General features: G+C 61.1%; 9 protein-coding genes and 1 tRNA gene. All 10 read left to right on the forward strand.

All coding sequences use genetic code 11. The features are described 5' to 3' along the window. Positions 1-127 (forward strand): EF-Tu C-terminal domain-related protein (locus tag AVTE2539_RS23885; protein WP_456057495.1); only part of this gene is annotated, 127 nt, incomplete at its 5' end. A gap of 11 nt (positions 128-138) precedes the next feature. Continuing rightward, positions 139-214 (forward strand) — tRNA-Trp (locus tag AVTE2539_RS23890). Between the two features lie 89 nt (positions 215-303). Then, a complete protein-coding gene (gene secE / locus AVTE2539_RS23895) occupies positions 304-687 on the forward strand; it encodes a preprotein translocase subunit SecE (RefSeq protein ID WP_284414549.1) in 384 nt (127 codons plus the stop codon). Then, positions 687-1280 (forward strand): transcription termination/antitermination protein NusG, encoded by a 594-nt coding sequence (nusG, locus tag AVTE2539_RS23900; RefSeq protein ID WP_284414551.1) that lies wholly within the window; start codon positions 687-689, stop codon positions 1278-1280. The genes secE and nusG overlap by 1 nt, the downstream gene beginning before the upstream one ends. A gap of 106 nt (positions 1281-1386) precedes the next feature. After that, the gene (gene rplK, locus AVTE2539_RS23905) at positions 1387-1818 is read left to right on the forward strand and encodes a 50S ribosomal protein L11 (RefSeq protein ID WP_092941599.1); all 432 of its coding nucleotides are present in this window, start codon (positions 1387-1389) and stop codon (positions 1816-1818) included. 1 nt (position 1819) lies between these two features. Next, the gene (rplA, locus tag AVTE2539_RS23910) at positions 1820-2515 is read left to right on the forward strand and encodes a 50S ribosomal protein L1 (protein ID WP_272566783.1); all 696 of its coding nucleotides are present in this window, start codon (positions 1820-1822) and stop codon (positions 2513-2515) included. A 236-nt stretch (positions 2516-2751) separates the two neighbouring features. Continuing rightward, positions 2752-3276 (forward strand): 50S ribosomal protein L10, encoded by a 525-nt coding sequence (rplJ, locus tag AVTE2539_RS23915; RefSeq protein ID WP_272566785.1) that lies wholly within the window; start codon positions 2752-2754, stop codon positions 3274-3276. A 39-nt stretch (positions 3277-3315) separates the two neighbouring features. Next, positions 3316-3693, forward strand: a complete 378-nt coding sequence (gene rplL, locus AVTE2539_RS23920) for a 50S ribosomal protein L7/L12 (RefSeq protein ID WP_284414553.1) — start codon at positions 3316-3318, stop codon at positions 3691-3693. Positions 3694-3968: 275 nt separating this feature from the next. Further along, positions 3969-8081 (forward strand): DNA-directed RNA polymerase subunit beta, encoded by a 4113-nt coding sequence (gene rpoB / locus AVTE2539_RS23925; RefSeq protein ID WP_284414555.1) that lies wholly within the window; start codon positions 3969-3971, stop codon positions 8079-8081. 17 nt (positions 8082-8098) lie between these two features. Beyond that, the gene (gene rpoC, locus AVTE2539_RS23930) at positions 8099-12334 is read left to right on the forward strand and encodes a DNA-directed RNA polymerase subunit beta' (RefSeq protein ID WP_272566789.1); all 4236 of its coding nucleotides are present in this window, start codon (positions 8099-8101) and stop codon (positions 12332-12334) included. The last annotated feature ends 104 nt before the right edge of the window (positions 12335-12438 follow it).

The following is a 12438-nucleotide window of genomic DNA, read 5'->3' on the forward strand; positions in this document are numbered from 1 at the left end:
CGGCGACAACGTGTCGATCACCGTCAAGCTGATCAACCCCATCGCCATGGAAGAAGGCCTGCGCTTCGCCATCCGTGAAGGCGGTCGCACCGTCGGCGCCGGCGTCGTGGCCAAGATCATTGCTTAAAGCGTGAATGTAGGGGTATAGCTCAATTGGCAGAGCGTCGGTCTCCAAAACCGAAGGTTGTAGGTTCGATTCCTACTGCCCCTGCCACTTGATCGTGGCAATTACAAGCCCGCCAGGCCCTGGCGGGCTTCGGTGTCTTGTGGATGCCGAAACATAAAGTAAGAAACCAGTTAAGTATGGCCACGTCTCAAGTTGAAACTGTTAGTACGGGCGCTGATAAAGCCAAGCTCGCTGCGGTGGTGGTAATTGTTCTTGCAGCGATTGCTGGATTCTATTTGCTTGGAAAGCAGGGGCCGATCGTTCAGTGGGCTGCGCTGCTTGTCGGGCTTGCAATTGCGGTGGCTGTGTTCTTGGTGTCCGAGCTTGGCCGCCAATTCGTGGGCTTCGCGCAGGATGCTTGGCGTGAAGTCAAGAAGGTTGTCTGGCCCACGCGGAAAGAGACACTTCAAATGACGGCATACGTTTTTGCGTTTGTCGTCATCATGGCGCTCTTTCTCTGGTTCACCGACAAGACCTTGGAATGGGTTTTGTACGATTTGATTCTGGGGTGGAGAAAGTAATGACGGACGCTATCGAAGTCAGCGGCGCTGACGCTGCCAGCCCGGCCACTCCTGTGAATCCTGATTTGCGGTGGTACATCGTTCACGCTTATTCCGGCATGGAAAAGGCGGTTGAGCGCAACATCGTGGAGCGCATCGGTCGCGCTGGCATGCAGCATAAGTTCGGCCGCATTCTCGTTCCGACCGAAGAGGTCGTTGAAATGAAGAATGGTCAGCGCAAGACCACTGAACGTCGACTCTTTCCCGGCTATGTGTTCGTGGAAATGGTCATGGACGATGACACCTGGCACTTGGTCAAGCACACGAACAAGGTAACGGGCTTTGTTGGTGGTGCCAAGAATCGCCCGGCTCCTATTTCTGAAGAAGAAGTTCAGAAGATCGTCAGCCAAATGCAGGAAGGCACAGACAAGCCTCGGCACAAGATTGAATTCATGGTGGGTGAACTGGTTCGAGTTAAAGAGGGGCCGTTCACTGATTTCAATGGCTCTGTCGAAGAAGTCAATTACGAAAAAAGCCGGGTGCGCGTGTCCGTGATGATCTTCGGCCGTTCTACCCCCGTAGAGTTGGAATTTGGTCAGGTCGAAAAAACCTGATTGTTTGGATTCGCATTTTTCGACTCGGTGCGAATTGTTTGATGAGTCGTAAACCCCGGGGAGCTGAGGCCGTGGCCTAAGCGCTAATACCCGCAAGGAGTAAACCATGGCGAAAAAAATCGTCGGTTTTATCAAGCTGCAAGTTCCAGCTGGTAAGGCCAATCCATCCCCACCAATCGGTCCTGCTCTGGGTCAACGTGGCCTTAACATCATGGAGTTCTGCAAGGCGTTCAACGCGCAGACTCAAGGCGTCGAGCCAGGTCTGCCCCTGCCCGTGGTCATCACGGCATTTGCAGACAAGAGCTTTACCTTCATCATCAAGACGCCGCCTGCGACGACCTTGATCAAGAAGGCCATCAAGCTTGAAAAGGGCTCTGCCAACGCATTGAGCACCAAGGTCGGCAAGATCACGCGCGCGCAGCTTGAAGAGATCGCCAAGACCAAGATGAAGGACATGAACGCTGCCAATGTCGACGCCGCTGTGCGCACGCTGGCTGGTTCCGCTCGCTCGATGGGCGTGACGGTGGAGGGTTTATAAAATGGCCAAGCTGACCAAGAAGCAAAAAGCCCTGCAAGGCAAAGTCGACAGCAACAAGCTGTACGCGTTCGCTGACGCCGTCGTGATCGTGAAGGAAGCTGCTACGGCCAAGTTCGACGAGTCCATCGATGTGGCCGTCCAGCTTGGCATTGATGCCAAGAAGTCTGACCAAGTGGTTCGCGGCGCCGTGGTACTGCCAAACGGTACTGGCAAGACGACCCGTGTGGCGGTGTTTGCCCAAGGCGCCAAGGCTGAAGAAGCCAAGGCTGCTGGCGCTGACATCGTTGGCATGGACGACCTAGCCGCGATGGTCAAGGCCGGTGACATGCCTTTCGACGTGGTGATCGCCGCCCCAGACGCCATGCGCGTTGTCGGTACGCTGGGTCAAATCCTCGGTCCACGCGGTCTGATGCCCAACCCCAAGGTGGGCACCGTGACGCCTGACGTCGCCACGGCCGTGAAGAACGCCAAGGCAGGTCAAGTGCAATTCCGCGTCGACAAGGCTGGTATCGTGCACAGCACGATTGGTCGCCGCTCGTTCGACAACGACAAGCTGCAAGGCAACTTGGCTGCGTTGATCGAAGCGCTGACCAAGGCCAAGCCTGCAACCAGCAAGGGCGTGTACCTGCGCAAGGTGGCGGTGTCTTCCACGATGGGCCTGGGTGTCCGCGTGGATACGCAATCCATCGCAGCGTAATTGCAAGAAATCTTCGAATTCGTCCTTGGATGGGTTCGATGTGGTGGGCTGCGGCTGCTTCGGTCGCCGCAGGCCATCCAAGACCGTTGGTGCGCGAACCGGTCGCGCTTAAATCCACAGTGATGCCAACGCAGATGGCGATCCCGCTGCAGATGGAAAATTTTCCTGAACAGTTGGTCGCTGCAACAAGAGCGTGTACGAGGCCTGTGCCGAGTGCGCATTTTAAGGAGTAGACCTTGAGTCTTAATCGCAGTGAGAAAGAAGCGGTCATCAGTGAAGTGACCAGCCTCGCCGCTAAAGCTCAAACGCTTGTGATCGCGGAGTACCGTGGCATCACGGTCGCCGACATGACCAAACTGCGTGTTGATGCTCGCAGCAAGGGCGTGACCCTGAGTGTTCTGAAGAACACCCTGGCTCGCCGTGCTGTGGCTGGCAGCGCGTTTGACGTGGTGGCAGACCAGATGACCGGTCCGCTGATCTATGGCTTCTCCGAAGACGCTGTGGCCGCCGCTAAGGTGGTGGCCGATTTCGCGAAGACCAACGACAAGTTGGTGATTCGCGGTGGCGCTTTCGGTGGCAAAGCCCTGGATATCAACGGCGTTAAGCAACTGGCTAACATTCCTCCCAAGGAAGTTCTGTTGGCTCAGATTTGCGGCTTGCTTATGTCCCCCATTTCGCGTACGGCCGTTGTGCTGGGCGCGTTGGCGGCCAAAAAAGGCGAAGGCGCTGCCGAAACGGCCGCCGAACCTGTCGCGGCTTGATTGCCCGGCAGACAACCAACCAATTGTTAGGAAATAAAAATGGCATTCGATAAAGACGCATTTTTGACCGCGCTGGACAGCATGACGGTTCTGGAACTCAATGACCTGGTGAAGGCCATTGAAGAAAAGTTTGGCGTGAGCGCAGCCGCTATGGCCGCTCCTGCTGCTGGCGGTGGCGGCGGTGCTGCTGCAGCTGCAGAAGAGCAAACGGAATTCAACGTTGTGCTGACCGAAGCCGGTGCCAACAAGGTGTCCGTGATCAAGGCCGTGCGCGAAATCACCGGCCTGGGCCTCAAGGAAGCCAAGGACCTGGTGGACGGCGCTCCGAAGAACGTCAAGGAAGGCATTGCCAAGGCCGACGCCGAAGCTGCCGTCAAGAAGCTGGTGGAAGCTGGCGCCAAGGCTGAACTCAAGTAATTCGCCTGGATTCCAGGGCTGGGGGCTCCGCAAGGGCTCCCAGCCTTTGGTGCTTATGGGGTTCACGCCCAGAGCGCACCAGAAAGCAGTGCCCACGCCACTGCTTTCTAGTGTCTTCTGACCATCCCGACAGCAGAAGATACCTTGGTTCGGGTGATGTGCAACGCATCGCCGTCCGCCATGGTTGGTAGTGGCCAACCGCCAAGCCTGCAAGGAAGCGCCCTTGCAGGTCAGTCGTCGAAGACCCAGGACTCATGTCTTTGCCCGGAGATCTCATGGCCTATTCCTATACCGAACGCAAGCGGATTCGCAAAAGTTTCGGCAGCCGCGACAGCGTGCTGGAAGTCCCTTACCTGCTGCAGATGCAGAAGGACGCATACACCGCGTTCCTGCAAGCTGACAAAGCCCCCCAGAAAAGAACCGTAGAAGGCTTGCAGGCCGCGTTCGACGCTGCTTTCCCGATCGTCTCGCACAATGGGTTTGTCGAGATGAAGTTCATCGAGTACAACCTCGCCAAGCCGGCATTCGATGTGCGTGAATGCCAGACCCGTGGTTTGACTTTTGCCTCGGCCGTGCGGGCCAAGGTGCAGTTGATCATCTATGACCGCGAGTCCTCCACGTCGCAGTCCAAGGTCGTCAAGGAAGTGAAGGAGCAAGAGGTCTACATGGGCGAGGTGCCTTTGATGACCGACAAGGGCTCGTTCATCATCAACGGCACGGAACGTGTGATCGTTTCGCAGCTGCACCGCTCGCCCGGTGTGTTTTTCGAGCACGACAAGGGCAAGACCCACAGCTCGGGCAAGCTGCTGTTCTCTGCGCGCATCATTCCCTACCGCGGTTCGTGGTTGGACTTCGAGTTCGATCCGAAGGACATCCTGTATTTCCGCGTGGACCGCCGCCGCAAGATGCCGGTCACGATCCTGCTGAAGGCCATCGGCCTGAACCCCGAATCGATCCTGGCGAACTTCTTCGTCAACGACAACTTCCGCCTGATGGACAGCGGCGCGCAGATGGAGTTCGTCTCCGACCGCCTGCGTGGCGAAGTGGCGCGTTTCGACATCACCGACAAGTCGGGCAAAGTGGTCGTGGCCAAGGACAAGCGCGTCACCGCCCGCCACACCCGCGAACTGGAGCAGTCCGGCACCACGCACATCAGCGTGCCCGAAGACTTCCTGATCGGCCGCGTGGTGGCGCGCAACATCGTCGACGGCGACACCGGCGAAATCATTGCCAAGGCCAACGAAGAGCTGACCGAAGCGCTGCTCAAGAAGCTGCGCTCCGCCGGCGTGCAGGACTTGCAAGTCATCTACACGAACGAACTCGACCAGGGCGCCTACATCTCGCAGACGCTGCGCATCGACGAAACGGTGGACGAATTCGCTGCGCGCGTGGCGATCTACCGCATGATGCGCCCCGGCGAGCCGCCGACGGAAGACGCGGTGCAGGCATTGTTCCAGCGCCTCTTCTACAACCCCGACACGTACGACCTGTCGCGCGTGGGGCGCATGAAGTTCAACGCCAAGATCGGCCGCGACGAATCCACCGGCCCGATGGTGCTCTCCAACGAAGACATCCTGGCTGTGGTCAAGATCCTCGTGGACCTGCGCAACGGCAACGGCGAAGTCGATGACATCGATCACCTGGGCAACCGCCGCGTGCGTTGCGTGGGCGAGCTGGCCGAGAACCAGTACCGCACCGGTCTGGCGCGTATCGAGAAGGCCGTGAAGGAGCGTCTGGGCCAAGCCGAACAAGAGCCGCTGATGCCGCACGACCTGATCAACTCCAAGCCGATTTCCGCGGCGCTCAAGGAGTTCTTCGGTGCGTCCCAGCTGTCGCAGTTCATGGACCAGACCAACCCGCTGGCCGAAATCACCCACAAGCGCCGCGTATCGGCCCTGGGGCCGGGTGGTCTGACCCGTGAGCGTGCCGGTTTCGAAGTGCGCGACGTGCACGTGACCCACTATGGCCGCGTGTGCCCGATTGAAACGCCGGAAGGCCCGAACATCGGGCTGATCAACTCGCTGGCCCTGTACGCCCGCCTGAACGAGTACGGTTTCATCGAAACCCCTTACCGCCGCGTGGTGGATGGCAAGGTGACCGACCAGATCGATTACCTCTCCGCCATCGAAGAAGGCAAGTACGTGATCGCCCAGGCGAATGCCACGCTCGACAAGGAAGGCCGCCTCACGGGCGACCTGGTGTCGGCACGTGAAAAGGGCGAGTCGACCTTGCTGAGCGCCGAGCGCGTGCAGTACATGGACGTGTCGCCTGCACAGATCGTGTCGGTGGCCGCCTCGCTCGTGCCGTTCCTCGAGCACGACGACGCGAACCGCGCACTGATGGGCGCCAACATGTCCCGCCAGGCCGTGCCTGTGCTGCGTCCGGAAAAGCCCATGGTGGGCACCGGTATCGAGCGCGTGGCCGCCGTGGACTCGGGCACCGTGGTGACCGCCAACCGCGGTGGTGTGGTGGACTATGTGGATGCGACCCGCATCGTGGTTCGCGTGAACGACGCGGAAGCGGTGGCCGGTGAAGTGGGTGTGGACATCTACAACCTCATCAAGTACCAGCGTTCCAACCAGAATACCAACATCCACCAGCGCCCCATCGTCCAGAAGGGCGATGTGCTGGCCAAGGGGGATGTGATCGCCGACGGCGCATCGACGGACTTCGGCGAAATCGCCATCGGCCAGAACATGCTGATCGCGTTCATGCCCTGGAACGGCTACAACTTCGAAGATTCGATCCTGATCTCCGAACGCGTCGTGGCAGAAGACCGCTACACCTCGATCCACATCGAGGAACTGGTGGTCATGGCGCGCGACACGAAGCTGGGCGCCGAAGAAATCACGCGCGACATTCCGAACCTGTCGGAACAGCAGCTGAACCGCCTGGACGAGTCCGGCATCATCTACGTGGGTGCCGAAGTGCAGCCCGGCGATACGCTGGTGGGCAAGGTCACGCCGAAGGGCGAGACCACGCTGACGCCAGAAGAGAAGCTGCTGCGCGCCATCTTCGGCGAGAAGGCCTCCGACGTGAAGGACACCTCGCTGCGCGTGGACCAGGGCTCGCAAGGCACTGTGATCGACGTGCAGGTGTTCACCCGCGAAGGCATCCAGCGCGATAAGCGCGCCCAGCAGATCATTGACGACGAACTCAAGCGCTTCCGCCTGGACCTGAACGACCAGCTGCGCATCGTGGAAGCCGACGCGTTCGACCGGATCGAAAAGCTGCTGAACGGCCGCGTGGCCAACGGCGGTCCGCAGAAGCTGGCCAAGGGCACGAAGATCGACAAGGCCTACCTGGCCTCCGTCGAGAAGTTCCACTGGTTCGACATCCGCCCGGCGGAAGACGAAGTGGCCACGCAGCTCGAGTCGATCAAGAACTCGCTGGAGCAGACGCGCCACAGCTTCGATCTGGCTTTCGAGGAAAAGCGCAAGAAGCTCACGCAAGGCGACGAGCTGCCCGCGGGCGTGCTGAAGATGGTCAAGGTGTATCTGGCCGTCAAGCGCCGCCTGCAGCCCGGCGACAAGATGGCCGGCCGCCACGGCAACAAGGGTGTGGTGTCCAAGATCGTTCCGGTCGAAGACATGCCCTACATGGCCGACGGCACCCCTGCCGACATCGTGCTGAACCCGCTGGGCGTGCCATCGCGCATGAACATCGGACAGGTGCTCGAAGTGCACTTGGGCTGGGCCGGCAAGGGCATCGGCCAGCGCATCGGCAACATGCTGCAGGAGCAGGCCAAGGCGGCCGACATGCGCAAGTTCCTCGAAGAGGTGTACAACTCGCGCGGACGCAAGGAAGACCTGTCGCAGTTCAACGACGATGAGCTGATGGCCATGGCCGGTCACCTCACCAACGGCGTGCCGTATGCCACCCCGGTGTTTGACGGCGCTTCGGAAGAAGAGATCAAGGACATGCTCAAGATCGCCTATCCGGACGACATCGCCGAGCGCAAGGGCCTGACCTCCGCACGCACGCAGGCGTACCTGTTCGATGGCCGCACCGGCGAGCGCTTCGAGCGCCCGACCACCATTGGCTACATGCACTACCTGAAGCTGCACCATTTGGTGGACGACAAGATGCATGCCCGCTCCACGGGTCCTTACTCGCTCGTGACGCAGCAGCCTCTGGGCGGCAAGGCCCAGTTCGGTGGCCAGCGTTTCGGGGAAATGGAAGTGTGGGCGCTGGAAGCTTATGGCGCCGCTTACGTGCTGCAGGAAATGCTGACCGTGAAGTCCGACGACGTGCAGGGCCGTACCAAGGTGTACGAGAGCATCGTCAAGGGCGAACACGCCATCGAGGCCGGCATGCCGGAATCGTTCAATGTGCTGGTCAAGGAAATCCGTTCCCTGGGCCTGGACATCGAACTCGAACGTTCTTAATCGAAGGGACTAGGTTTATGAAGTCACTACTCGACCTGTTCAAGCAATTCACCCCGGACGAGCATTTCGATGCCATCCGCATCGGCATGGCGTCGCCCGAGAAGATCCGTTCGTGGTCTTTCGGCGAAGTGAAGAAGCCCGAGACCATCAACTACCGCACGTTCAAGCCCGAGCGCGACGGTCTGTTCTGCGCCAAGATTTTTGGTCCCATCAAGGACTACGAATGCCTGTGCGGCAAGTACAAGCGCCTCAAGCACCGCGGTGTGATCTGCGAGAAGTGCGGCGTTGAAGTCACGCAGACCAAGGTGCGCCGCGAGCGCATGGGCCACATCGATCTGGCCGCGCCTTGCGCCCACATCTGGTTCCTGAAGTCGCTGCCATCGCGCCTGGGCCTGGTGCTGGACATGACGCTGCGCGACATCGAGCGCGTGCTGTACTTCGAAGCGTATGTGGTGACCGACCCCGGCATGACCCCGCTGAAGAAGTTCAGCATCATGTCCGAGGACGACTACGACGCCAAGCGCAAGGAATACGGTGACGAGTTCATCGCCAAGATGGGCGCGGAAGGCATCAAGGACCTGCTCGAAGCCATCGATATCGACCTCGAAATCGAAAAGCTGCGCGGCGATCTGACCGGCTCCGAAGTCAAGGTCAAGAAGAACGCCAAGCGCCTGAAGGTGCTGGAAGCCTTCAAGAAGTCCGGCATCAAGCCCGAGTGGATGGTGCTGGACGTGCTTCCCGTGCTGCCGCCGGACCTGCGTCCGCTGGTGCCGCTGGACGGCGGCCGCTTCGCGACCTCCGACCTGAACGACCTGTATCGCCGCGTCATCAACCGCAACTCGCGCCTGCGCCGCCTGCTGGAGCTGAAGGCCCCGGAAATCATCGCGCGCAACGAAAAGCGCATGCTGCAGGAAGCCGTCGATTCGCTGCTGGACAACGGCCGCCGTGGCAAGGCCATGACGGGCGCGAACAAGCGCGCCCTCAAGTCGCTGGCCGACATGATCAAGGGCAAGAGCGGTCGCTTCCGCCAGAACTTGCTGGGCAAGCGCGTGGACTACTCCGGTCGTTCCGTGATCACCGTGGGCCCGACGCTCAAGCTGCACCAGTGCGGTCTGCCCAAGCTGATGGCGCTGGAGCTGTTCAAGCCTTTCATCTTCTCGCGCCTGGAAGCCATGGGCATCGCGACGACGATCAAGGCCGCCAAGAAGGAAGTCGAATCCGGCACGCCGGTGGTGTGGGACATCCTGGAAGAGGTCATCAAGGAACACCCGGTCATGCTGAACCGTGCGCCCACGCTGCACCGTTTGGGCATCCAGGCGTTCGAGCCCATCCTGATCGAAGGCAAGGCCATCCAGCTGCACCCGCTCGTTTGCGCGGCCTTCAACGCCGACTTCGACGGTGACCAGATGGCCGTTCACGTGCCGCTGTCCGTGGAAGCGCAGATGGAAGCCCGCACGCTGATGCTGGCCTCCAACAACGTGCTGTTCCCGGCCTCGGGCGAGCCCTCCATCGTCCCGTCGCAAGACGTGGTGCTGGGCCTGTACTACGCCACCCGCGATCGCATCAACGGCAAGGGCGAAGGCCTGGTGTTCGCCGACACCGGCGAAGTGCAGCGCGCGCTCGATGCCAACGAGGTCGAACTGGCCGCGCGCATCACGGTGCGTCTGACCGAGTGGACCAAGGACAAGGAAACGCGTGAATTCGTGCCTTCCACGTCGCTGGTGGAAACGACGGCCGGCCGTGCGCTGCTGTCCGAGATCCTGCCCAAGGGCCTGCCCTTCAGCAACATCAACAAGGCGCTGAAGAAGAAGGAAATCTCCAAGCTCATCAACGTGAGCTTCCGCAAGTGCGGCCTGAAGGAGACGGTGGTCTTCGCCGACAAGCTGCTGCAGAACGGTTTCCGCCTCGCCACGCGCGCCGGTATTTCCATCTGCGTGGACGACATGCTGGTGCCGCCGCAAAAGGCCGGGATCATCGAGCGTTCCGAGAAGGAAGTGAAGGAGATCGAACAGCAGTACGTGTCCGGTTTGGTGACGGCTGGCGAACGCTACAACAAGGTGGTGGACATCTGGGGCAAGGCCGGCGACGAAGTGTCGAAGGTCATGATGGCCCAGCTGGCCAAGCAAAAGACCACCGACCGCCACGGCAACGAGGTGGACCAGGAGTCGTTCAACTCCATCTACATGATGGCCGACTCCGGCGCCCGCGGTTCCGCAGCGCAGATTCGCCAGCTGGCCGGCATGCGCGGCCTGATGGCCAAGCCGGACGGCTCCATCATCGAGACCCCCATCACGGCCAACTTCCGTGAAGGCCTGAACGTGTTGCAGTACTTCATCTCCACCCACGGTGCCCGTAAGGGCCTGGCGGATACGGCGCTGAAGACGGCCAACTCGGGCTACCTCACCCGCCGTCTGGTGGACGTGACGCAGGATCTCGTGGTGACCGAAGAAGACTGCGGCACCTCCAATGGCTCGCTGATGCGCGCCATCGTCGAGGGCGGTGAAGTCATCGAATCGCTGCGCGACCGTATCCTGGGCCGCACCACGGCCGACGAAGTGCTGCATCCCGAAACGCGCGCGGTGCTGGCCCCTGCCGGCCAGATGCTCGACGAAGACCTCATCGAGGAACTCGAAGTCGCCGGCGTGGACGAGGTGAAGGTGCGCACGGCGCTGACCTGCGAAACCCGCTACGGCCTGTGCGCCAAGTGCTACGGACGCGATCTGGGCCGCGGCGGCCTGATCAACCTCGGCGAAGCCGTGGGGGTGATCGCTGCCCAGTCCATCGGCGAACCCGGCACGCAGCTGACCATGCGCACGTTCCACATCGGTGGCGCCGCTTCGCGCGCTGCCATCGCATCGAGCGTGGAGGCCAAGTCCAACGGCGTGATCGGCTTCAACGCCACGATGCGCTACGTGAGCAACACCAAGGGCGAGCTGGTGGTGATCGCCCGTTCCGGCGAGATCGTCATCCATGACGAACACGGCCGCGAGCGCGAGCGCCACAAGGTGCCGTACGGTGCGACGCTGGCGGTCAAGGCCGACCAGACGGTCAAGGCCGGCACCATCCTCGCCAACTGGGACCCGCTGACCCGCCCGATCATCACGGAGTTCGCCGGTCAGGTGAAGTTCGAGAACGTCGAGGAAGGCCTCACGGTCGCCAAGCAGGTGGACGATGTGACGGGGCTGTCCACTCTGGTCGTGATCGATCCGAAGCGCCGCGGCTCCGCCAAGGTGGTGCGCCCGCAGGTCAAGCTGATCGACGCGCAAGGCCAGGAAGTGAAGATCCCCGGCACCGACCACTCGGTGACCATCGGCTTCCAGATCGGCTCGCTGATCCAGGTGCGCGATGGCCAGGACGTGGGCCCCGGCGAAGTGCTGGCGCGGATTCCGGTCGAAGGCCAGAAGACCCGCGACATCACCGGCGGTCTGCCCCGCGTGGCCGAACTGTTCGAAGCGCGCTCGCCCAAGGACAAGGGCATGCTGGCCGAGATCACCGGCACGGTGTCCTTCGGCAAGGAAACCAAGGGCAAGGTGCGCCTGCAGATCACCGATCCGGACGGCAAGGTCTGGGATGAACTGATCCCCAAGGAAAAGAACATCCTGGTGCACGAAGGCCAGGTCGTGAACAAGGGCGAGTCCGTGGTGGACGGTCCGGCCGATCCGCAGGACATCCTGCGCCTCCTGGGCATCGAAGAGCTGTCGCGCTACATCGTCGATGAAGTGCAGGACGTGTACCGCTTGCAGGGCGTGAAGATCAACGACAAGCACATCGAGGTGATCGTTCGCCAGATGCTGCGCCGCGTCGTGGTCGAGGCCCCGGGCGAGTCCAACTACATCGCCGGCGAGCAGGTCGAGCGTTCGGAGATCCTGAACACGAACGAGGCGCTGCAGGCCGCAGGCAAGATCCCTTCGACGTACAGCAACGTGCTGCTGGGGATCACCAAGGCTTCGCTGTCGACCGATTCCTTCATCTCGGCCGCTTCCTTCCAGGAAACGACCCGCGTGCTCACCGAGGCTGCCATCATGGGCAAGCGCGACGAGCTGCGTGGCTTGAAGGAAAACGTCATCGTGGGTCGCCTGATCCCTGCCGGTACCGGCCTGGCCTACCACCAGGCGCGCAAGGCCAAGGAAGCCATGGACGACGCCGAGCGCCGCGCCATCGCCGATGCCGAAGCCGCTGAAATGGCTGCCACGACCGAAGACTCGTCCGACGTCGAAAGCACCACCAGCCTGGGCGACGCCACGGCCCAATAAGCCACGGTACGCTCCCTGAAACGCTCCCGCTCTGCGCTTTGGCAGACCGGGAGCGTTTTCTTATCCGTTTTCTCTTTTTTTGCGCCGAGCCCGCGGACCCCTGC

Origin of the sequence: Acidovorax sp. SUPP2539 (genome assembly GCF_030158975.1) — a bacterium.
In the GTDB taxonomy this organism is placed as follows: domain Bacteria; phylum Pseudomonadota; class Gammaproteobacteria; order Burkholderiales; family Burkholderiaceae_C; genus Paracidovorax.

Excerpts from the sequence above, each read along its gene's own strand:
- rplA (WP_272566783.1), top strand. The coding sequence starts at position 1,820 with ATGGCCAAGCTGACCAAGAAGCAAAAAGCCCTGCAAGGCAAAGTCGAC.
- rplL (WP_284414553.1), top strand. The coding sequence starts at position 3,316 with ATGGCATTCGATAAAGACGCATTTTTGACCGCGCTGGACAGCATGACG.
- rpoB (WP_284414555.1), top strand. The coding sequence starts at position 3,969 with ATGGCCTATTCCTATACCGAACGCAAGCGGATTCGCAAAAGTTTCGGC.
- rpoC (WP_272566789.1), top strand. The coding sequence starts at position 8,099 with ATGAAGTCACTACTCGACCTGTTCAAGCAATTCACCCCGGACGAGCAT.
- rplK (WP_092941599.1), top strand. The coding sequence starts at position 1,387 with ATGGCGAAAAAAATCGTCGGTTTTATCAAGCTGCAAGTTCCAGCTGGT.
- secE (WP_284414549.1), top strand. The coding sequence starts at position 304 with ATGGCCACGTCTCAAGTTGAAACTGTTAGTACGGGCGCTGATAAAGCC.
- nusG (WP_284414551.1), top strand. The coding sequence starts at position 687 with ATGACGGACGCTATCGAAGTCAGCGGCGCTGACGCTGCCAGCCCGGCC.